The following is a 22,529-nucleotide window of genomic DNA, read 5'->3' as shown; positions in this document are numbered from 1 at the left end:
ACTTTAAAAGATTAAACATATATATGAAAACTAATAATATCAAAGCAGCCGCTAAGAGTGCTATTTTAGCACTTGCTATAGTACTCGCTCTCTTTAGTGTAAATGGGGAGGCTTTAGCGCAATCTAAAAATGAAGTCTCATTTTATCTGCAGGGATCTTTTTCGAAGCTAAAGTATGAAGCTTTAGGGCAGGACAGCGAAATGGAAAATGGTTTTGGCCTGGGAGCTAATTATGCTTATTATTTAACTGAAAATTGGAGTCTTGGCACAGGTGCCGAATTACAGTATATGGAAGGATCGATTTCTCTGCCCACTGTGCAGGGTTCTTTTATGACCCAGGATGCTGAAGCAGATGAGTTCGAATTTAGATACCGAGCTACTAATTTTGCAGAAAATCAGGAAGTGTATTTTCTTAATATTCCTCTCCAGGTTCAATATGAATCCTCTGGTACGGTGAGGTTTCATACGGCTGCCGGAGTTAAAGCAGGCTTAGTTTTGACTTCAGAATATCAAAGCTCGGCTACTTCGCTTGAAACCAGCGGCTTTTATCCTCAATATGACGTGGAACTCACCAGTCCTGAATTTGCCGGATTTGGAGAATTTGCTGCTATAAACAATACTGAGTCTGAACTGGACCTGAAAACAAACTTTGTAGCCCATGTGGAAAGCGGGGTAAAACTGATGCTGGAAAACAGCCAGTCGCTCTATATGGGACTTTTTCTTGATTACGGATTAAATGATATTAAACCTGATACTTCCGGAAAAAGGCTTATTGATTACAACGCTCAAAATCCGACGGATTTTGTCTTTGGTAGTTTGTTATCCTCTCGGAGGGATATTAATGCATTACAGGAGTCAGATGAAGTTAAGTCCCTGGCTTTTGGTATAAAAATTCAATATGCATTTCAATTTTAAATATATTATGATATTATAAGTATATGCCCTTTCAGTAATGAAAGGGCTTTTTGTTTTATAATAAAAAGATCTTTTTTTATTTCGTCAGCTTTCAGTATCCAATTTCAGGCACAGGCTTTACGACTAGTGAAGGATGGTATTTAAGATATCCCCAGTTTGTTAGATCCCGAAGTAATTTGTGGTAGGTCGTTCTGGAACGTATTTTGGCTAATGCCATCACTTGTTTACTTTTAAGTATAATTGTTTTAGGAAAGCGCTTTTGGTTCCATAAATCAAAAATGCCATGTATAAGCTGCGGTGTGAGGACGATATCTTTTCGTCACCAGTGAATTTTTGTAATACTTCGTATAAGAGACTAATTTAATTGACGGCGCTCATTTTTTGTAGTTTTCAGATTTGTAAATCGCTTTGCTTTCCCTGTGTATTTTCGAAAAATTCTGAGCGCTAATCGTGATATACATGATATTTATATTTAAGAGATTTGAGCTCATCATATTCCATATTTACTTTCAGGTAAGGTTTTCCGAAAGTAGGTTTCACCATTTCTATATTTTTAAGGACTTCTCTAAGATCCTTTTTCTCAGGTAGGGATTCAGGCAATTGGGGTGTGATTGGTTTATGGGCCAGGGTATTCTGCAGTGCTTGTTCAAAAGAAGGAGGGAGTTTCCTTTTTGCCTTTTCAGGCAGGCTTTCAAATAGGGCGGCAAGCATGGCTTGTGTAGGTTTGGTTTGAGTACTTTCAATAGCTCTTACAATAGCAATAGAAGCATTGATCCTCTTCTCCAGGTGGTTTTCCAGGGATTTCATATTAGGACCGAGGTGTTGGGTAGGAGAGAGCCTGTTAGTTTCAAAAAAGTCCGGCATCAGATCCAAGCTTGCTGATTGTCTAAGTCCTAAATCCTTATTGAATTTTCGGAAGCGTTTGGCTACCGAAGTTTTAATTTTGAAGGTCACGAAGCTCTCCTTTTTTTGTTTTTTTCCATTTTTTACTAATTTTTTCTTCGTGTTTAAAGGGCTGACAAGTTTTTTTAGTAAAAAAACGCAGGTCCATAACCAGACATCCTTTAGGATGCTGCCAAAACATAGCTTTTGCTATTAAATTTCACGAAAAGGACGACTTAACATCGCTCTGCGTGTTACCCTCTTGCTCTACCCCTTAGTTTTATATTCATAGTTTTCATAGAGGTTTTACCATATTTAGTTTTCTATTTATTAGTTAACTTTCTATCGGGGGAGAGCCCTCCATAATTGTTAACTATGACCAGACTGATAAGGGCGAATTATATGCTCTACAAAGCTTCGGGCTTATGCTTAATTTGATAAAAGCCCTTGTCAGTTATTTCCGGACCGGCATCAAATGGAAATTCAGGTTTTAAGACCTATTATTAGGGGTTCGATGGTTATCTGGATACGTGGTCTAATTCTTAAAATCTAATTAGTATGAAGAATCAGGACTTTACTTGTTTTATCGGTATAGATATATCGAAAAAAATGTTCGATGTGGCTATCATTCATGATGAAAGGACTACCTCGTATGTTTTCGAAAACTCTAAAAAAGGAACCAATGCTTTTATTAGACTTCTCAAGAATCAAAAGATTTCTTTGTTTGACACGCTTATCTGCTTGGAACATACAGGTGTTTATGGCAAACTTATCATTGCTAAACTTGTAGAGAAACAAGCCCATTTTTGTGTAGAAATGCCTATTCAGATTACTCGAAGTATTGGTCTGCTTAGAGGGAAAAACGATAAGGTAGATGCCAAACGTATTGCACAATATGCTTCTAAGAACTTCCAGGACTTGAAGCTCTATGAACCTATCCCCGAGGTGCTTGAAAAAGCGAAGATACTCCTCAAAATAAGAAGACAGCTTGTCAACGTAAAAGCAGACCTCAATAAATATCCCAATGAACTTGAGCTTTTCTCTCCTGAAATAGGAAAACTTGCTAAAAAGAACTTGAAAAAAATCAATAAAACTCTTGTTGATGAAATTAAACGTATTGAAGGTGAAATCAACAAACTCATACTTTCCGATGACAAGCTTAACAAAGCCGTCGGATTGGCAACTTCCGTTACAGGTATAGGACGTATTACCGCACTCCATTTTACCATATTTACTAGCTTTTTCACCAAATATGACAATCCAAAACAACTTGCCTGTTATTGTGGTGTAGTGCCTTTTGATTATACCTCTGGCTCTTCTATAAACCGTAAATCTAGAGTACATCCAATGGCAAACAGAACACTTAAAAAACATCTGCATATGAGTGCTTTGGCAGCGATCAACCATGATCCCGAGATTAGGGATTATTTTGAAAGGAAAGTTGGAGAAGGAAAGAATAAAATGCTTATTGTAAACAATGTAAGGAATAAACTCGTACATAGGATCTGTGCCGTCATTAAAAGACAGCAACCTTATGTTAAAAGTGTAGCTTAAAACTTTTTGCATTTTTTCTTGGTTTTAACATGGAAATCTTTTCGTCCCACAGGGACAAAAATTTTGACTATTAAAATGAATTTAATAGCCTTTTAAATGCCTAAAACCTTAATTCTGTTTTTTATGATTTGAAAAGAAAATCTTTGAAGTTTACTATAGAAAAATGACCAAATATTTGAGAATTTCGTAAAATGAAAAACGGATCCTGAACACCATAATCCGTTTTAAAAACTTTATTATTTACTCGTATAGAATCCCTTCATTGGCAAAATTGAAATAGTCTCCTTCGGGTGTTAGAATGTATTGGTGGCGAGAGAAAATCTGGTCACTAACATTCCATTTTCAATCTTGTGGATTTTGGATCCTCACCCACATTTCCAATTAGCTGTACTGTGTATCTAAGTGTTTTTCATAACTAAAAAGATTTAAAAGTTTATAATTGATTTACTTATTGTATCCTGAGCGTTTTCCTTTATTTATTTTTTAATTCCGCTTCCTTTTTGTGGATTCTATATGATTTCATTTTTCCGATATTAGATTTACTTCCCGTAGGCCTTCACTGTTACCTTTTTCTGATGCTATTACATTTTCAAGATTTAGAATTAGGGAGGACTTATAAATAGGGAGCGCAGAGACCGGCTTTATGCAGTCGGGACCAATTTCTTAAGCTTGGTATTTCGCATTACAGAAAAAGTTAGTAGCAGTGAAGGCCGGGAGTAATTCAGATAGAAAAGTGGAAGAATAGGGAAGGAGCAGGAAGCGGAATTAAATTAAGAATGAAAATCCCCTTTGTAGCATTTGGTTTTAATCTAACGATTAAATTTTAATTTTTATCGTCTTTGAATTTACTGTTAAGATCAGATGATTTTTCATTTAGTTAAAAATGTTTTAATAATAACCATTAAAATTCGAAAAATAAATTACCTTTGTTAACCAAATGGTTAAACCAAAAAGTTAATAATGGCAAAAATAAAGACTGAAAATACAGAGAAGCATATTTTAAATGCTGCTGAAAATATCTTCCAAACCAAAGGAATGAGCGGTGCGAGAATGCAGGAAATTGCCGATAAGGCGGGAATAAATAAAGCGATGCTGCATTATTACTATCGCAGCAAACAATCGCTGTTTGAAGCAGTATTTGAAAAAGCTTTTTCTTTACTGGCGCCTCAACTCAACGCTATTCTAAATGACGATTCTTCTATAGAAGATAAAATCACCAATTTTACCCATAACTATATTACGTTTATTACCAAACATCCCTATATCCCAAATTTTATCATTCAGGAATTAAACCGTAACCCCGGTTTTATTGAAAAGCTTCAGGCAAACAGCGCTTTTCCATCTTTAGATAAATTCAATGCACAGGTAGAAAAGGAAGTAAAAGACGGTATTTTAAAGCCTACCGACGGAAAACAGCTTTTTATTCATATTCTGTCGCTTAATATATTTCCTTTTGTTGCCACACCTCTGGTAAAAGGCTTTTTGAAATTAAATGACCGGGAGTTCAAAAAATTGATGGAACAACGTAAGACCGAAGTTTCAGAATTTATTATTAATTCCATTAAAAAGTAAGTGATGAAGAAGTTGGTGTTCATACTTATTGGTTTCGTGCCCCTTTTGACACCTGCGCAGGAAGTTCTGACTTTGGAAGAATGCTATGCGCTTGTTGAAAAGAACTATCCGCTGGCTACTAAAGCCAAATTGCTGGAAGAAAAAGCAAATTTTGACATAAAAGTTTTAGAAAAAGACCGCTTACCTAAATTGGATATCAATGCCCAGGCTACTTATCAGTCAGACGTAATTGAGTTTCCCGGCGATATCCCAAATGCCAATTTTGAAACACCAAATAAAGATCAATACCGTGCCACAATGGATGCGAACCAACTTATCTACAACGGCGGAAGCATTGCGGCAAGAGCCAGTTTAAAAAATGCCGAAATGAAAACCCTTCAACAAGAGGTTGCGGTTAATCTATACGAATTAAAAGGCCGAATCAATAAAAATTACTTTAACGTTTTGTTGTTTCAGGAGCAAATAAACTTGTTACAATCTAAAATGGAACAACTGGAAGCACGCGTAAAAGAGGTGGAAAGCGGCGTGAAATATGGAGCCGTTTTGGCTTCCTCCCAACAGGTATTACAAGCTGAAATATTAAAGTTGGAACAACAAGTTACCGAAGCAGATTTTACCAGAATAAAAGCCCTGAATCATTTGTCGCAACTTCTGGCAACCAATTTAAACGAGCGCACAAATTTGGTCAAACCGAATATATTCATCAACGTAACTAATGATTCCGATAGACCGGAAGTAAAACTTTTTGAACTGCAACAGCAGCAATTGGAAACCTCAAAAACAGTTATTGAAAAAGCCAATTACCCCAAATTATTGGGATTTGCCCAGGCCGGTTATGGCAACCCGGGACTCAATATGTTAGAAAATTCGTTTGAGGATTTTTATATGGTGGGTTTAAAAGTAAACTGGAATATTTTTGACTGGGGAAAGACAAAGCAACAGAAAAAAGCGGTGGACATTTCAAAAGAAATGATAACAACGGAAAAAGAAACCTTTAAGCTGAATAATAGCATCAATATCAAGGAAGCAATGAGCGAGATTAATAAATACCGGGAATTGCTGCAAAGCGACTCCGGCATCATAGAAATGCGTAAAAAAGTACTGGAAGCTACTACTGTCCAATTTCAAAATGGGGCGATTACTTCTTCGGAATATATTACCGAATTGAATAATCTCTACGAAGCAGAGATTAATCAGGATTTACACGAAGTACAATTATTGCTGGCAAAAGCGAATTACAAGATGATAAAAGGGGATTTAAATCAATAATAAAAATGAAAAGTATAAAAATAATAATTGCAGCAAGTGTTTTTAGTGTACTGATTTCCTGTTCAGATACTGAAAAAGCCGACGGCTATGGCAATTTTGAAGCTACTGAAATCACGGTTTCTGCTGAAGCAAACGGCAAACTTCAATTCTTGGAAGTAGATGAAGGCGAAGTTTTGGAAAAAGGACTGCTTGTAGGTTTGGTAGATACGCTCCAGCTTTATTTAAACAAGCAACAATTACTAGCTTCAAAAGAAACAGTTGCTTCAAAATCTGGCGGGGTTTGGTCACAAGTTAGCGTATTTCAAGAGCAATTGCAAACGGCAAAATCTGAACAACAACGGGTTAAAAATATGTTTGATGAAAGTGCCGCTACCCAACGCCAACTGGACCAGGCCAATAGTCAGGTAGATGTGCTTAAAAAACAAATAAAAAACGTGGAAACGCAAAATTCGCCCATTCTGAACGAGGTAAAATCCATCGAAGCCAAAATAGCGCAAATCAATGATCAGATTAAAAAATCTAAAATAGAAAATCCGTTAAAGGGTACGGTTTTGACCCAATATGTCGAAGCAAGTGAAATAGTTTCCTTTGGAAGACCGCTTTATAAAATCGCCGATCTAAGCTTAATGACCTTACGCGTATATGTGAGCGAACCGCAGTTGGCCAATATTAAAATTGGTCAGGAAGTTACCGTAAAAATTGATGCGGGAGAAGAACTGAAATCTTATTCAGGTAAAATTGATTGGATTTCAGATACCTCAGAATTCACCCCTAAAATCATTCAAACAAAAGAAGAACGCGCAAACCTTGTATATGCGGTCACTATCAAAATTAAAAACGACGGTAGCCTAAAAATTGGAATGCCTGCGGAAATGTGGATAAATTAAAAAAAAAATTAGATCAAATACAATGAAAAAGACAATTCTAACAACGCTAATTCTTTCAGCTTTAATAATAGGCTGTAAAGACACTATAAATAAAAACAATGAAACTTCTGAAACTACCGAGGTGTTTCAAAATCAAAAAGAGAAAATCACTAAAAAGTCTGAAGATCAGGCAGCACTGTATAACAACACTTGGGTAAACGAGATTGAAATGGACAACGGGGACAAATGGGAGGCTAATTTAGAAACCAACGAGGGTGTAGAGGAAATGCTGAAATTGGTAGAATCCAGTAATCCCAAAAGCGTGCAAGACTATCATAGCTTGGCATTAAAATTAAATGAAGAAAAGAACTATGTAGTTAAGGAATGTACGATGGAAGGATCCTCGCACGATAACCTGCACGTTTTCCTGCATCCGCTTATCGAGAAAATTTCAGCGCTGAGGAAAGTTTCTTCTAAAGAAGAAGGTGCTAAAATCACAGGGGGTATCAAAGAAAACCTTGAAAGCTATTACGATTATTTTAAATAATTAAAACAAGAGTATAAGATGATTAGACTACGAAAAACTTTTTAAAAGCAGGATTGCTGTCTAATTACATTTTCTAAAATTAGAGACGAGTTGAAATCAAATATTAGTAATTAATTAAAATTAAATATTATGAGCAATTTAAATGAAATTGGTTTAAATACCGAAAAGTCAAAAAACAATGCCGAAAAATTAAATAAACTTTTAGCTAATTATTCCATCTTTTACCAAAACACCAGAGGTTTTCATTGGAATATTAAAGGAGATAAATTCTTTGCACTTCACGTAAAATTTGAAGAGTTGTATAACGATTTAAAGGTAAAAATCGATGAAGTGGCTGAACGCATTTTAACCCTGGGCTACACCCCGGAACACAGATACTCAAAATATAATACTGAATCTATTATTGCCGAAAGCGAATTAATTTCTGATGGTTTAGAAGCTGTAGAGAATATTTTGAATGCCTATTCTACTATTTTAACGATGCAAAGGGAAATTCTTGATTTGGCTGCCGATGCCAATGATGAAGGTACCGTAGCCCTGATGAGCGATTACATTCAGCAGCAAGAGAAAGAAGTTTGGATGTATTCTTCATTATTAAATAAATAGAAATATGGGTATTTCCCTGCGCAATATCGTCAAATCCTATAAAAAGGTAAAAGCAGTTGAGGACATTTCGTTCGAGGTGAAACCGGGCGAACTGTTTGGGCTGATTGGGCCCGATGGCGCAGGGAAAACTACCATTTTTAGGATACTCACCACCCTTCTAATTCCGGATAACGGCAGCGCAACAGTAGCAGGATATGATATTATAGAAGATTATAAAGCCATACGTAAATCGGTTGGTTATATGCCGGGGCGGTTTTCACTCTATCAGGATTTAAGCGTAGAAGAAAACCTGAATTTTTTCGCCACCATTTTTGGGACGACGATTGAAGAGAACTACGAATTGATTGAGGATATTTATGTACAAATTGAACCTTTTAAAAACCGGCGCGCTGGAAAGTTATCGGGTGGAATGAAACAAAAATTGGCTCTATCCTGTGCTTTAATCCACAAACCAAAAGTACTTTTCCTGGACGAACCCACCACGGGTGTAGATCCTGTATCACGGAAAGAATTTTGGGAAATGCTTAAGCGCTTGCAGAAAAAAGGGATTACCATTCTGGTCTCGACACCGTATATGGACGAGGCGGCTTTATGCGACAGGATTGCCTTGATTCAGGATGGTGGGATTTTGGAAATTGACACTCCGGAAAACATTGTAAAAAAATTTCCAAAAACCATTTACAACGTGGGCGCCAACAATATGTATAAATTAATACAAAGCCTTCAACAATATGAACACGTGTATAGCGTATTTCCTTTTGGGGAATTTGTGCATTACACCGATAAACGGGAGTCTTTTAAAATAGAAGATTTAAAGTCCTATCTGAAAAAAGAAGGGCTCACACAAATAAGCATAGAAGCCACTCAACCTAATATAGAGGATGCCTTTATGGAATTAGCCAAATAATGGAAAAAGAAAACGTCATAGAAGCCGAAGAATTAACCAAAGCTTTTGGGGATTTTAAAGCGGTAAATGCCATAAGTTTTGAAGTGAAAAAAGGGGAGATTTTTGGGTTTTTGGGAGCTAATGGCGCCGGAAAAACAACGGCGATGAAAATGCTGATTGGGATTTCCAAACCTACATCCGGCAAGGCAAATGTTGCCGGTTATGACGTGTATTCGCAAACGGAAAGCATCAAGAAGAACATTGGCTATATGAGTCAGAAGTTTGCATTGTATGACGATTTAACGGTGAAAGAGAATATTACTTTTTTCGGGGGTATTTATGGTTTATCGAGAGCAAAAATTAAAGAGAAAAGAGAACAATTGATTGCAGAACTGGGTTTGGAAGACATCAGTAATAAATTGGTGGGTTCGCTGCCTTTGGGATGGAAACAAAAACTATCCTTTTCGGTATCGCTTTTACACGAGCCTAAAATTGTTTTTTTAGATGAACCCACCGGCGGTGTGGACCCCATTACCCGGCGACAATTTTGGGAGATGATCTATAAAGCAGCAGACCAGGGTACCACTATTTTCGTGACTACCCATTATATGGATGAAGCCGAATATTGCGACAGGGTTTCCATAATGGTAGAAGGAAAAATAGAAGCGCTGGATACGCCTAAAAAATTGAAGGAGCAGTTTAAAGTCGATTCTATGAATGATGTGTTTTTGAAATTGGCGAGAAACATTGAATAGTAACCCAGACCTCACAGGTTTCGCAAACCTGTGAGGTCTATTGCCCACAAAAAATGAAACGATTTACAGGCTTTATAAAAAAGGAATTCTACCATATCTTTCGGGATAGGCGGTCGCTGTTTATCCTTTTTGGAATGCCAATTGCCCAAATCTTGCTTTTCGGGTTTGCCATTACCAACGAGATCAATAACGTTGATATCGCCATTTTAGACCATTCTAAAGATGCTACTACCGAAGAAATAATCAATAAGATTTCAGCATCAAAATACTTCAGTATAAAACAAATGATCGGCCGGGAAGCAGAAATTGAAACTGCTTTTAAAAATGGAAAAATTAAAGCGGTATTGAATTTTGAAAATGATTTCGGTAAAAAACTCGTCAAAGAAAGTAAAGTCACGATTCAGATAATAACCGATGCTACAGATCCAAATACGGCCAATTCCATCACTAATTATTTAAATGCCATTCTGCAAAACTACCAGCAATCAGAAAATAGGGGAATTCAGATAGAATATCAGATTATCCCTAAAACGCGAATGGTTTACAACCCGGAACTTAAAAGTGTATTTATGTTCGTGCCCGGGGTGATGACCATTATTTTAATGCTGGTTTCGGCAATGATGACTTCCATCTCCATTACCCGGGAAAAAGAATTGGGAACGATGGAAATTTTATTGGTTTCACCGCTAAAACCATTTCAGGTAATCGTTGGGAAAGTTGTGCCTTATATCTTCCTATCTATTATAAACGCCGCCGTAATTGTGCTATTGAGCATTTTTTTGTTTGGAATGCCGGTTCAGGGCAGCTTGTTTTTATTGGGCGCAGAAAGCGTGCTATTTATCATCACTTCCCTGGCATTGGGGATTCTAATCTCCACCATCGCAGAGACTCAGCAATCGGCAATGATGATTTCCCTTATGGGCCTAATGCTGCCCGTAATCCTTTTGTCGGGATTTATTTTTCCTATAACGAGCATGCCCGAGCCTCTACAAATTATCAGTCATATCATCCCCGCTAAATGGTTCATCATCATTATAAAAGGGATTATGCTAAAAGGAATTGGGATGTCATTTATTTGGAAGGAGACCCTGATTTTAATTGCAATGACGGTCTTTTTTATTGGATTAAGCGTCAAAAAATATAAAATACGGCTGGAATAATGAAAATCATAGGCTATATCATACAAAAAGAGTTTAGGCAAATCTTTAGAAATAAAGGGATGTTGCCAATTATTTTTATCCTGCCCATATTGCAGTTGCTCATTCTATCGAATGCGGCTACTTATGAAGTGAAAAATATAAAATTCGCTTATATAGATAACGACCATACCTCCACTTCCCGCGCCCTGATCGAAAAGTTCAACGCTTCTACTTATTTTAATGTCCTTGCCGATTTTTCTTCTAACAAAAATGCGGGTTCGGCAATGTTGGCAGGAGAGGTTGACGTCGTACTGGAAATACCCAATAATTTTGAACGCAACTTACTTACTGAAAAATCGGGTGAATTATCAATTATCATCAATGCGATTGACGGTGCCGCGGCCGGTGTGGAAAGTGGCTATATAAACCAAATTGTGCAAAAGTTTAATCAGGAGGTTAGATTGAACATAATGCAAAGATCAGAAAAAGGAATACAACCGGTACAAATACAAGCTATTCCTTCTTTTTGGTATAACATCACTTTAGATTATAAAACTTTTATGGTGCCGGGGATCCTAGTTTTACTGGTAACGATGATCACTTTGTTCCTCTCCGGAATGAACATAGTGCGCGAAAAAGAAATAGGCACCTTAGAGCAAATAAACGTAACACCAATTGGCAAAGGCCAGTTTATCATCGGCAAACTTTTTCCTTTTTGGGTTATTGGAATGGGTTTATTAACCATAGGTTTAATACTCGCAAAAGTCATTTTTTACACACCAATGATTGGGAGTATATTTCTGCTTTATGCCTACACTTCTGTTTATATTTTAGTGATTTTGGGAATGGGTTTGTTTATCTCCAATTTTACAGATACGCAACAACAAGCTATGTTTATCGCCTGGTTTTTTGTGGTGATTTTCATTTTAATGAGTGGATTATTTACACCTATAGAAAGCATGCCCAAATGGGCGCAGATAATTACTGAATTCAACCCTATAAAATACTTTGTGGAAATTGTACGGATGGTATTGCTAAAGGGCTCGGGCTTAAAAGATATTTTACCACAATTTTGGAAAACCGTTTTATATGCAATAGTGATGAATGGGCTGGCCGTGTGGAGCTATAAAAAAACAAACTAATGGAAAACGATACAAAATATCATTTGACAAAAAGCGAATCTTCATCGCTTAAAGGTCCCAGATCAAGGTTTAAAGAGTTGGGTTTTGCAATAAGGGTGTTTTTCAGTTTTATCAAGGGTTTCCGTAAAATGCACTTTATAGGGCCTTGTGTTACTGTATTTGGTTCCGCTAGGTTTAAACCAGATTCCAGGCATTATAAAGATGCAGAAAAAATTGGAGCCGAACTTTCTAAATTAGGCTTTGCCATCATGACCGGTGGCGGCCCGGGGATTATGGAAGCCGCCAATAAAGGAGCTTATGAAGCCGGGGGGTATTCGGTGGGGGTTAATATTATTTTGCCATTCGAGCAAAAACCTAATCCTTACTTACATAAGTGGATTGATATCCCATATTTCTTTGTTAGAAAATTTTTATTGATGAAATACTCCTATGCTTTTGTGGTTATGCCGGGAGGAATGGGCACTTTAGATGAACTTTTTGAGGCTATTACCCTAATACAGACCAAAATGATCCAAAATTTTCCTGTAGTAATTTTTGATACCAAATACCACAAAGAATTATGTGAACATATTCAGGTAATGGCCAGAAATGAAAGTATCAGTGCAGAGGATATGGAGTTGCTATTTATGACCGATTCTCCCGAAGAAGTGATAATGCATATAAAAACACACGCTATCGAGAAATTTGGTTTGATAAAAGAAGAGTACCAACCAAAATGGTGGTATGAGGAAAACCGAAGAAAATTTTAAATCCCTGGATAATGAAAAAAAGCAAAATATTTAGATATGTTATTGCAATTTTGATACTTGCTTTTGCTTTAGTAACGCTATTTATGAGCAGCTCTGTCCTATTTAATTGGTTTGGCATACGGGCAAAGCAAGGAGATTTTGTACCATTTATAGTATGGACAAATTTTGTGGCCGGTTTTATCTATTTAATCGCAGCCTTAGGCTTTCTTCAATCTAAAAAATGGACTCTCTGGATTCTAACCACAGTTGCATTACTCTTATTTATAGCTCTAATGATACTACTTCTGCATATAGACCGTGGAGGGTCTTTTGAATTTGAAACAATTAGGGCTATGGTATTCCGTATAGTTCTCACTATTACTTTTTCTTTACTTGCATATTATCAACTTATAAAATATAAAAGATGAAAAAACTCCTTAAATTTTTAACGCTGGCCGGATTTATATTTATAATGTCCTCCTCTCATAGCCTGCCAAAAGCAACTACCTATTCCTTAACGGTCAAGGTGGAGGGTTTACGCAATTCAAAAGGTGTGGTTCAATTTGCTTTGTACAATAAAAAGGGAACTATTCCTGATGAAAAGTTTGAAAACTATTATCGTATAAAAACTTGCGAAATTGATAATAATAGCGCATCTGTAACCTTTTCTCAATTACCTGAAGGTAGATACGCCATCAATATCCTGCACGATGAAAATGAAAATGGTAAAATTGATAAGAAATTTTTGCCTCCATTACCCAAAGAAGGTATTGGTTTTTCCAATTATGAGTCTCTAGGACTTAAAAATAGGCCTAATTTTTCCATGGCAAGCTTTCTCGTAACCCAAAACAGCACCAAAAAAGTTAAGATCATCTATTTATGAGGAAAGCCTGGTTCATACTCTTTTTAATCAATCTATTCTTAGCAACAATTCAAGCTCAAGAACGGGACACCTTGCCAAAGTTAGATCTCGGTAAACTAGCCCTGGTTAATCAAAGTGATAGTTATATCACCTTCCCTATCGATATTGGAAATATTGAACCTTTAATGTTCGAAGCGAACCTAAATCCCAATTTTGTAATTCGCGAGAGAAAAGATTCTCGGTTAATGGCGGTACTTACTCCCCAAATAACCATTAGGATGTACAACAAAGAGTCCTATCCCGTTCAAACGCCCAGTTATATTCCGCAAATATCATTTTATTATCTCTCTGGAGACCCCAACGGCCTAAACCAAAACACATATTATGGAAGAATAGCGCATTACTCCAACGGTCAAGATGGGGCTTTTTATAGAGACTCCTTGAAAATAAATGTAACCAATGGAAATTTTGCCACTAATTATATGGAATTTGGATTAATCCGTACTTCCTATAGCCAAAATAAAAATGCAGTGAAATTCTTTAAAAGCTCCCTGGAGGTTCATCCTAAAACCTGGATGATAGAGGAGCTGCGTGGGCATTATAGCGGCTTGCGTTGGCACAATTCTTTTTTTGCCTATAAGTTGCCTTTAGACAGTAACATTTTTAGCAAGACAAGACGAGCAAATTTCTCTGTAAAGATTGAAACTACCTTAATGTTAGATCAAATTAACTATTGGGAATTACTTGACGCCGACCGGATAAATGCTGCGTTAACCTTTTATTACCATCCAAAATTTCTGGAAGATATTGGATTTTTTGTTCAATTTTATCACGGAATGGATTATTACAATATTTATTTCAGACAGCAGCTTAGTGTCATTAGATTTGGATTAATGACTGAAATTCTACGATTTTAAAACATACAAAATGGAAAAAGACAGCATAGCAATAATAAAATCCAACGGGGATAGTGAAAATTTTAAGGTTGAAAAATTAAAAACTTCCCTGAAAAGAAGTATGGCTTCAGAAGAAGAAATAGAATTAATTGCCGCCGAAATAGAGTCGATGCTCTACAACGGTATGTCAACAAAAAAGATTTACCGAAAAGCTTTTTCGTTTTTAAAAAAATACAACCGTATTTCGGCTTCCAAATATAGTTTAAAGCGTGCTATTTTAGATTTGGGTCCCACCGGTTTTCCCTTTGAACGTTTAATTGGCGCTCTTTTAAACCACAAAGGTTTTAAGACAACTGTTGGGGTCATTCTGCAAGGTAAATGCGTTACACACGAAGTGGATGTGTTAGCTGAAAAAGATGAAAACACCTATGCGATTGAATGTAAATTTCATTCAGATCCCAAAGCCATTAGTAATGTAAAAGTACCGCTCTATATAAATTCGAGGTTTTTAGATATTCAAAATCACTGGAACAAAAATCCGGAAAAAGCATCGCATTTAAAACAAGGCTGGCTGGTGACCAACACCCGCTTTTCTAAAGATGCCATTGACTACGCCACCTGCGTAGGATTGCATTTGTTAAGTTGGGATTATCCTGAAAACAATGGAATTAAACAAAACGTGGACAAGTTTGCACTCTATCCGATAACGACTTTAACCACCCTGACAGAACGTGAAAAGAATCTTATAATCGAAAACAACATTATTCTTACTGAAGAGCTTTACGAGTCAAAATTTATACTGGGAAAGGTAGGTGTTTCAGGATTACGCCAAAAAAGAATATTGAATGAAATAAAAAACCTCTGTAATTTGTAGGAATTGATTATGGAAAAAGCAGATGATCTTAAGGCTGACAAGTCCCCTAAAAGTAAAAAGCTGGAAAATTACGATGCACGTGGCGTTCAAACCCTGTTTAGAACCCTTTCCAGAAATCATTACAACTTATTGAAAATGGTGGATAATAAGGCGAAAATCGTTCTTACCGTCAATTCTATTATCACTTCACTTTTATTGGGTTTGTTGTTTATAGCACCTAAATCACAAGAAGTTTCAATAGAAATTGGAACACGAATTTTAATGATTTGCAGTATGCTTTCTATGGTTTTTGCCTTGTTTAGTATGTTACCACACCGCTATTTTGGAAAATCTTATAGGGCAAGTGGTTATAAAGGCACTTTATATGCCGAAAATTTTTCAAAGCTCTCCCTCTCTGAGTTTAAAGCTGAGTTTGAGAGAATTATGACCAAAGGTCAAAATATTTATGACGAAATGATAACAGATCTCTATTTTCTAGGAAAAATAGTTGCAAAAAAACAAAAGCTATTGGTTGTTTCTGTCATTATTTTTTTGATAGGTTTGATTTCGGTTATCTTATATACACTCTTTACTGACCCAATTGCATTTGGTTAAATAAAATATTTAGATTTTATTAATGAGATAAAGTCTTGGCTCAAATTTTTCTACGGCTTATTCTGTGCTTTTATATTTTCAATTACACCACTATCAAACAAAATATCTGTAATATACCTGTATATTCATCCCGAGTTATCTTCTGTAAATAAGCTTAATGAATAGTTCTTCCGGGAATTATTGGAACCTTACAGGCATCAGAAGTAATAAAAATTTTATCGGGAGTGGGAAAAGTACTTTCAGAAAAAATACTTTTTTTTAATCTTAAAAATACTTCATTTTACGAGGTGGCCATACAACCTAATCCCAAAGGCAGAGAAAATTTGCCAAAATCTGAAAAGCAATTTAGGAACAGAAACTATAATATCAACTGCGGAATCGCAGAGGGTTTAAACTGGGAAAAACCCTGGACTGGACGCGTAATATGAATAATAGTATACTTTTAGATATCAGGGAAAACGGAGAAAAACCATTTTTTGAGAAAGAATATTTAAGTAAAAAACCGATGGAAGAAATAAGGAATAATCCTGAATCGCTATCAGCTTATGAAAATATTCTTTTGTTTTGTGCATCGGGGCAACGCAGCTCCCAACTTGCAAAAGAATTAAAACAGCAATTTCCCGAAAAGAAAATATTTTCAGTAGAAGGAGGTATTTTAGACCCTGCTTCACCTTTAAATTCTAATGAATATGACACGTAAACCTAAAAATATTTTTGTAGACGGACCTATCTCTTCAGAAAAGATAGCTAACTCTATTCAAAATCACATTAGCAAAACCAATATTGGTGCCCATTCTATTTTTTTGGGTCAGGTACGGGCCGATGAAAAAGATGGCAGTGTAGTGAGAGCTATTGAGTATACTGCTTATGAAGAGATGGCGCTTCAAAAAGCATTTGAAGTAAGAGAAGCTATTTTTGAAAAATATAATTTAACCTGTATGCATATTTATCACAGCCTGGGCGAGGTGAAAACGGGCGAAATATGTCTCTTTGTATTTACCTCTTCTAGACATAGAAAAATGGCGATAGATGCTTGCGAAGAATTGGTAGAAAGGATTAAAAATGAGTTACCTGTTTGGGGAAAGGAATTGCTGGAAAACAGTGATGAAAACTGGAAAGTGAATATTTAAATATTGGAAAGAAAAAATGGTAAATATTACTCATAAAAGCAACACCTTACGCAAAGCAATAGCACTAGCGTTAGTTAAGGTAAGTAGCACTGATACGATTAAAGCCGTAGAAGAAAAAACTGTCCCAAAAGGGGATGTGTTTGAAATGGCTAAAACAGCTGGCCTTTTTGCTGCAAAACGCACCCGCGATATGATTCCCGATTGCCATCCCTTACCGGTTGAGTATACAAATATTACCTATAATATTGATGATCTTGAAATCTACATTAATGTTGAGGTACATACCATTTATAAAACTGGCGTTGAGGTAGAGGCTATGCATGCCGCTTCTGTGGTAGCTCTTACGATGTACGATATGCTAAAACCTATTGATAAAGGAATAAGCATAGAAAAAATTAAGTTGCTGGAGAAAAAAGGAGGAAAAACAGATTACCGCAGGGTAGTAGAGGAAAATCAGATTTCAGCTACGGTTATTGTGTGTTCCGATTCGATTTCGGGGGGAGAAAAGCAGGATAAGGCCGGCAAGGTGATTATGGAAAAGCTGGAAGCTTACCAGGTAGCTGTAGAAGATTACCAGATTATTCCAGATGAAAAGGAAACAATTAAAAACCTTGTAAGAGAAAAATGCGAGAAAAAAGTGAGCCTGGTGATATTAACCGGCGGCACCGGCCTGTCTCCACGCGATGTAACACCGGAAGCTATTCAGCCTATGTTGGAACGTCCTATTCCAGGTATTGAGGAAGCTATAAGAGCCTACGGGCAGGATAGAACACCTTATCAATGTTATCACGCTCAGTGTCGGGATTAATTGGAAACACCCTTGTGCTTGCCCTTCCGGGGTCCACCAAGGGTGCTGAAGAATCAATGGATGCAGTTTTCCCGGCAATTATGCATATTTTTAGGGTGATGGCTGCTTTTAAACACGATTAAAACCTATTGTTGTGAATGGTTTTGCACCAGAATGTGGGGAATTGATTTAAGAAACAAAGAATTTGTTTCCTGATCACGATCATAAAACGGGTCAAAAGTTCTGTTTACTTTTAGCTTTATTATTCTAACAAATCTCTGATTATATAGAATAGCTTTCCGAAGTAAAATTTTTCCGGGACTAATTTATAGTCGGCATAGGTTTGTTAAAAATTGAAATTATGAAAAATGCATCATTGACAAAAGATCTTGAATATAACGGTGGCAAACCTGCAGTGAAGGTTTTAATGGATACATCCAGCAGCAGGGAAATAAGGATTGTCATGCGAAAAGGGCAGGTGATGAAGGAGCATAAAACTCCATTTCCAATTGTAGTTGAGATCTTTGAGGGCGAAATAACCTTTGGAGTAAACAGGGAGACACATACTCTCGTAAAGGGAGATCTTGTTTACTTGGAAGGCAACGTACCCCATGATCTTAAGGCTGAAAAAAACAGCACAGTGAGACTTACCCTTTCTAAAAGTGACACAGCCGAAAGGGTAAAAGAAGTCGCGGATAGCTCCACATAACAATTTTTATTTGGGTTAAAGTGATAATAGGGTAGAGTGTCTTCCATAAACTAAAGCCGGAAAGAATCACATAAAATGAAAAGAAGCTCGAAAATTATTATGAAGCCTGTTGTTGCTTTCCTCAGGATTAAAAAATAAATTTATCAAGCCATCGCCTCACTGAGGAAGCCGGTCTTTGTTCAATGTGTAATCTATAGTTTGCTCCTTGAAAAACACACACTGGAAATACAATTGTTCTCCATTATTATTAAAAGAAACCTGAAGTAATCGATACGTCAGGTTTTTTCTCTTTACAATTGATAAGCGTTAATAGATCAAAGCTGATAAAACACTAAATTTTCTGTAAGAATATCTTTTAGGAATTTCCATAGAAAAGAGCATTATTTTGGTTGTTATTTTTTGCAGCATAAAGCCGTGTAAGAGATGTTTGCAAATCGAATTCAAGAGATTCCTCTTTTATTTTTTCTTTAAGTTCTTCCCGGTACTTTTCGGGAATTTCTCTCATTTTTATGTGCCACGATTAAATTTAATCCCCATAACATATTTCAAAAACAAATAACATTTTTAATACCAATCCAGAAGTCTTTGCTCCCCTTCGATATTTTTAATATCTGTAATATCCTGGGACATTTCAATGACTCCTTTATAATTTTTCTGTTCGTCACGGACAGCAAAATATCTTATGTAGATAAGCCTTTCCTTAAAATTGATCCAAAAAGATGCTTCATTTTTAGTCCCTTTTTGAAACTCCTCCAGTATCTTTAGAACCGTTCCCACACTTTTTGGAGGATGGCAAAACTTCACTTCCCTTCCAATTATCCCTGCACTTCTGGGGAAAACCCGCTCTTCACCACGATTATAGAATATTACCTTATCATTTTCGTCTACATAAGTTAGGTCCAGGGGCATGGTCTTAAGCAATAGATTTACCTGCTCTACCGTCATATAACCTTCATCATAGTGTGCAGTGTCTTCCAGGGAAAATGATAGCTCCCGTTTAGAAAAGTCTTTAGAAGGATGTATGTATTCCTCTTCTGAAAAAGAAGCCGGTTCCTGAGATAACATCCATCCAATCTCCTCTTCACCTTTTCGTACCCTTATCCAATCCTGATCTGATAAAATCCTTATTGCGTTCGGGAATAAAACTGATTCCTCAGTGAGTAATAATCTGTATATACTGCTTATAAGGTAAGAAGTATCCTGTTCAATAACCTCAGTTTGTCTTGATTCAATCTTTTTGCGCAATAATCTGAATTGTTCCCTGATGGTGTCATGAAATGACCACATATTCTTTGAAGGGCCATTCCATACTTTTTCTTCCAGTATGGGAAAAAGTTGGTTTTCTTTACGTTCAAATCTTCGTTCTATCTCTTGTAACTGGTTAAAAATATTGTAATATTTTTGATTTTCGGAAATGGGATCAACCCTTTGCATTTCTTCCACTAATCCTGTGATCACCTCCTTCTCCTGGAAATATATGCTAACAGGATGCCCGTCCGGCAAAGCCGGTATATCTATTGTTTCATTCATTTGTATTGTTTTCGTCAGCAAAGAAATGACTACGATCATACGGAGGCTATGACCCAGATCATATTTGCCATGGTATCGTTGATATTATTGTCTTTCAATCCACTGTTTTACTCCGGCAATCTCTTCATGGGCCTGTAATAGCCCCTGTTCAAATGATTTTTTATTTGTAATTAATCCTTCCGTACAAAGGGATTGGTAATGTGATACTCCTTGCTCCAAATTCTCGTAAAAGCTCATCCAGTTCTTAAGATCCCGCGGACCTGGGACAACACAATCGGAAATCTCCTCCTTTAGAAAGTCTATATAAAGCTGTAACTCCCTAAGGAACATATGAGGGCGATTGAGATTCTTTAGTAAAGATTCCCTTCCGTAGATATGATCTGTCATTTGCTGCAGGCTTGAAATTTTGGAAAAATTCACAATGTTGGGACCGGGACAAACGGTAACGGCATTCAATTTATTAAGGAAGGGTTCTTCATATTTCAAGGCTGCAGAATTACTAAGCCCTATACATAAACATTCTTTTGAAAGGAGGTCTTCTTTTTGTTTTTGATATTCTGCGGGATGAAGATTGGCAGCTGAGAGTTGTGCCAGTTTAAGCTTTTGATATTTAATGGAGGCGGTACAAATGGGTTCTTTGGTAAACTCTGTATTAGATACCAGATATTTCTCTGTACAGGGGCTTCCAGGTTTTTTTCTTTTGATACGGTCCAGTCTTTCTTTTTCAGCACTGGTGTCTTTTAAATAATTAAAACGCACTCCCAGCGGGGAGGATTTACTCAACACCACATCCTTTTCCTCACTTTTGGCCAACAGGTGCAGTGTTTTCTCATCTACTGTCGTTGCTTCTGGACAAAGTAGAAAAGGTGTTCCCCAGCCGGTGCCGTTTACCTGGTAATGCTGTAGCAGCAGGTTGTTCTCTTCGTGATTTCCAATGCCTCCCTGCACGGTTATATTGATTGGATGCGGCTTTTCGAAGCCTTCTTTGCCATAGGCTTGTATGGCAGGCTGATACAGGCTAAACAGTGCTGTAGCCAGTTCCTCCCTCTTATCTTTAAATTCCTGAAGTATAGGTCCCAACAACAGACCCTGGGTAGCAAAAGCATGACCACCGCAATTAAGCCCTGATTCTATTCTGAATTCGCTTACCCAAATACCTTTTTTTGCTAAATACTTTCCCTGTATTAGGGCAGAGCGGTAGTCACTCACTTTGATGACTACCCTCTTTTTAAATTTTCCCCAGGCACTTGCATTAAATTCCTGAAATTTTTCGAGGTAACTATAAAGCCGGGGATTTAATCCTGCAGAAAAAATAACAGAAGAATTTTCTAAGTCACTTTCTGCGTATGCTTTTAAAGCCACCAAAGCATCAGATCCGTCTGGTATTATATCTCCACTGGAATCCAAGTTGTTCTTGTCCACTTTTGTCATAATGTTCACCTCAATTGCACCCGCACGCAAATTGGTTCTAAGAAAGTGCTCCAATTTGCGTCTTTCTTCTGAGTTTTGGCTTTTGATGAATTTATGATATTGTTGTTTTAACAAATTTTCTTCCGGCAACATTTCCAGATATTTAACGATCTCAGAACCTTTTTCAAAAGCAGAGGATCGCAATTCTTCAAATTTGGTTTGGACGTTCCTGTTTAACAGGTTTAGGTAATCTGTAAGACGTCGGGTACGGTAATTTTCCTGGGATGGATCAATGGCCACGTAGGGCTCATTATTTTGCTTATAATAATATTTTCGCATTACCTCTACAAGGTTATCTTCAATGATGGAAATAGCCGAATTAATGCCGTAACAGGCTACTTTTACCGGGGTGTCTATAGTGAAAGCAATTCCCATTACAGGTATATGGAAAGAGTGTGGAGAAGGAGTATTCATGAATCAGGTTTTAAAGATTAACTTCAAATATTGGCATCTTAATCTTGTCTATTTATGATCTATATCATAAAACAGCTCATTACTTTTTTTCTAAAAATCAATCTCTATTACCTTTTGTTTCTCAGCTATTTCAGCTTCTTGAAATTTTCTTAATTCTGATTCACATCATATAATAAAAAAACTCGCTATTATAATTTTGCTTGGAAGTAATCGGAAGCTGGAATTATGAGAAATGATCTAATCAGGAAATATATCGTTGCTGGCCAAGGTACACTAGTTATCCTACAGTTCCTTATTGGAATTCTGAGCTATTTTCAGTTGAACAATAAGGACACTAAAGGATTCCTTTGCGGCAACCAATAAGGAAGAAGTCTCTATATACCCTTGCCTTTTTGTGAGAGCC

24 protein-coding genes and 1 pseudogene are annotated in these 22,529 nt (G+C 36.7%); 21 read left to right on the top strand and 4 right to left on the bottom strand.

What is annotated here, in order from left to right; genetic code table 11:
- Window positions 1-23 precede the first annotated feature (23 nt).
- Window positions 24-914: an outer membrane beta-barrel protein gene (locus B5488_RS07990; protein WP_079734795.1), complete on the top strand. Its 891-nt coding sequence runs from the start codon at window positions 24-26 to the stop codon at window positions 912-914.
- Window positions 915-1,358: 444 nt separating this feature from the next.
- Here B5488_RS07990 and B5488_RS07985 read toward each other — a convergent pair whose 3' ends face one another.
- Window positions 1,359-1,868, bottom strand: a complete 510-nt coding sequence (locus tag B5488_RS07985; protein WP_079734794.1) for a BfmA/BtgA family mobilization protein — start codon at window positions 1,866-1,868, stop codon at window positions 1,359-1,361.
- Between the two features lie 486 nt (window positions 1,869-2,354).
- On the opposite strand from B5488_RS07985, the gene B5488_RS07980 reads away from it, so the two are divergent.
- From B5488_RS07980 to B5488_RS07880, 20 genes and pseudogenes are all read left to right on the top strand, one after another.
- A complete protein-coding gene (locus tag B5488_RS07980) occupies window positions 2,355-3,350 on the top strand; it encodes an IS110 family RNA-guided transposase (protein ID WP_079734793.1) in 996 nt (331 codons plus the stop codon).
- 960 nt (window positions 3,351-4,310) lie between these two features.
- Entirely contained in the window at window positions 4,311-4,922 is a 612-nt protein-coding gene (locus B5488_RS07975; protein WP_079734792.1) for a TetR/AcrR family transcriptional regulator, read from the top strand.
- Between the two features lie 3 nt (window positions 4,923-4,925).
- On the top strand, window positions 4,926-6,191 hold the full coding sequence (locus B5488_RS07970) for a TolC family protein (protein WP_079734791.1): 1,266 nt from the start codon (window positions 4,926-4,928) through the stop codon (window positions 6,189-6,191).
- 5 nt (window positions 6,192-6,196) lie between these two features.
- The gene (locus B5488_RS07965) at window positions 6,197-7,078 is read left to right on the top strand and encodes an HlyD family secretion protein (protein ID WP_079734790.1); all 882 of its coding nucleotides are present in this window, start codon (window positions 6,197-6,199) and stop codon (window positions 7,076-7,078) included.
- 22 nt (window positions 7,079-7,100) lie between these two features.
- Window positions 7,101-7,604: a hypothetical protein gene (locus B5488_RS07960; protein ID WP_079734789.1), complete on the top strand. Its 504-nt coding sequence runs from the start codon at window positions 7,101-7,103 to the stop codon at window positions 7,602-7,604.
- 129 nt (window positions 7,605-7,733) lie between these two features.
- Window positions 7,734-8,210 carry a Dps family protein gene (locus B5488_RS07955; RefSeq protein WP_079734788.1) on the top strand — a complete coding sequence of 159 codons (477 nt, stop codon included), beginning with the start codon at window positions 7,734-7,736 and terminating at the stop codon, window positions 8,208-8,210.
- Between the two features lie 4 nt (window positions 8,211-8,214).
- Window positions 8,215-9,117, top strand: a complete 903-nt coding sequence (locus B5488_RS07950; protein ID WP_079734787.1) for an ABC transporter ATP-binding protein — start codon at window positions 8,215-8,217, stop codon at window positions 9,115-9,117.
- On the top strand, window positions 9,117-9,851 hold the full coding sequence (locus B5488_RS07945; protein WP_079734786.1) for an ABC transporter ATP-binding protein: 735 nt from the start codon (window positions 9,117-9,119) through the stop codon (window positions 9,849-9,851). Before B5488_RS07950 ends, B5488_RS07945 begins: the two co-directional genes overlap by 1 nt.
- A 53-nt stretch (window positions 9,852-9,904) precedes the next feature.
- Window positions 9,905-11,011, top strand: coding sequence for an ABC transporter permease (locus B5488_RS07940; protein ID WP_079734785.1), 1,107 nt, complete (start codon window positions 9,905-9,907; stop codon window positions 11,009-11,011).
- Window positions 11,011-12,132: an ABC transporter permease gene (locus B5488_RS07935; protein ID WP_079734784.1), complete on the top strand. Its 1,122-nt coding sequence runs from the start codon at window positions 11,011-11,013 to the stop codon at window positions 12,130-12,132. Before B5488_RS07940 ends, B5488_RS07935 begins: the two co-directional genes overlap by 1 nt.
- Complete coding sequence (locus B5488_RS07930) at window positions 12,132-12,881, top strand: LOG family protein (RefSeq protein ID WP_079734783.1); 750 nt, start codon at window positions 12,132-12,134, stop codon at window positions 12,879-12,881. The genes B5488_RS07935 and B5488_RS07930 overlap by 1 nt, the downstream gene beginning before the upstream one ends.
- An 11-nt stretch (window positions 12,882-12,892) precedes the next feature.
- Window positions 12,893-13,288 (top strand): hypothetical protein, encoded by a 396-nt coding sequence (locus B5488_RS07925; RefSeq protein ID WP_079734782.1) that lies wholly within the window; start codon window positions 12,893-12,895, stop codon window positions 13,286-13,288.
- The gene (locus B5488_RS07920) at window positions 13,285-13,743 is read left to right on the top strand and encodes a DUF2141 domain-containing protein (protein ID WP_079734781.1); all 459 of its coding nucleotides are present in this window, start codon (window positions 13,285-13,287) and stop codon (window positions 13,741-13,743) included. The genes B5488_RS07925 and B5488_RS07920 overlap by 4 nt, the downstream gene beginning before the upstream one ends.
- Window positions 13,740-14,639, top strand: a complete 900-nt coding sequence (locus tag B5488_RS07915; protein WP_079734780.1) for a hypothetical protein — start codon at window positions 13,740-13,742, stop codon at window positions 14,637-14,639. The genes B5488_RS07920 and B5488_RS07915 overlap by 4 nt, the downstream gene beginning before the upstream one ends.
- 10 nt (window positions 14,640-14,649) lie before the next feature.
- The gene (locus tag B5488_RS07910; protein ID WP_079734779.1) at window positions 14,650-15,492 is read left to right on the top strand and encodes a restriction endonuclease; all 843 of its coding nucleotides are present in this window, start codon (window positions 14,650-14,652) and stop codon (window positions 15,490-15,492) included.
- Between the two features lie 9 nt (window positions 15,493-15,501).
- Entirely contained in the window at window positions 15,502-16,086 is a 585-nt protein-coding gene (locus B5488_RS07905) for a Pycsar system effector family protein (protein WP_079734778.1), read from the top strand.
- Between the two features lie 424 nt (window positions 16,087-16,510).
- Window positions 16,511-16,786, top strand: a complete 276-nt coding sequence (locus B5488_RS07895) for a rhodanese-like domain-containing protein (protein WP_079734776.1) — start codon at window positions 16,511-16,513, stop codon at window positions 16,784-16,786.
- The gene (locus B5488_RS07890) at window positions 16,776-17,216 is read left to right on the top strand and encodes a molybdenum cofactor biosynthesis protein MoaE (protein ID WP_197686308.1); all 441 of its coding nucleotides are present in this window, start codon (window positions 16,776-16,778) and stop codon (window positions 17,214-17,216) included. Before B5488_RS07895 ends, B5488_RS07890 begins: the two co-directional genes overlap by 11 nt.
- 16 nt (window positions 17,217-17,232) lie before the next feature.
- Window positions 17,233-18,146 (top strand): annotated as a pseudogene (gene moaCB, locus B5488_RS07885) (bifunctional molybdenum cofactor biosynthesis protein MoaC/MoaB).
- Between the two features lie 218 nt (window positions 18,147-18,364).
- On the top strand, window positions 18,365-18,712 hold the full coding sequence (locus B5488_RS07880; protein ID WP_079734770.1) for a cupin domain-containing protein: 348 nt from the start codon (window positions 18,365-18,367) through the stop codon (window positions 18,710-18,712).
- 355 nt (window positions 18,713-19,067) lie between these two features.
- On the opposite strand, the gene B5488_RS17860 is transcribed toward B5488_RS07880, so the two are convergent.
- From B5488_RS17860 to B5488_RS07870, 3 genes are all read right to left on the bottom strand, one after another.
- Window positions 19,068-19,217 (bottom strand): hypothetical protein, encoded by a 150-nt coding sequence (locus tag B5488_RS17860; RefSeq protein ID WP_154045347.1) that lies wholly within the window; start codon window positions 19,215-19,217, stop codon window positions 19,068-19,070.
- Window positions 19,218-19,276: 59 nt separating this feature from the next.
- Window positions 19,277-20,242, bottom strand: a complete 966-nt coding sequence (locus tag B5488_RS07875; protein WP_079734769.1) for a PAS domain-containing protein — start codon at window positions 20,240-20,242, stop codon at window positions 19,277-19,279.
- An 84-nt stretch (window positions 20,243-20,326) separates the two neighbouring features.
- Window positions 20,327-22,126: a hypothetical protein gene (locus B5488_RS07870; RefSeq protein ID WP_079734768.1), complete on the bottom strand. Its 1,800-nt coding sequence runs from the start codon at window positions 22,124-22,126 to the stop codon at window positions 20,327-20,329.
- Window positions 22,127-22,529 lie beyond the last annotated feature (403 nt).

Origin of the sequence: Salegentibacter salegens (assembly GCF_900142975.1) — a bacterium.
Taxonomy (GTDB): Bacteria; Bacteroidota; Bacteroidia; order Flavobacteriales; family Flavobacteriaceae; genus Salegentibacter; species Salegentibacter salegens.
Note: the sequence above shows the minus strand (reverse complement) of the source record. Positions and strands in the feature narration are given on the sequence as shown.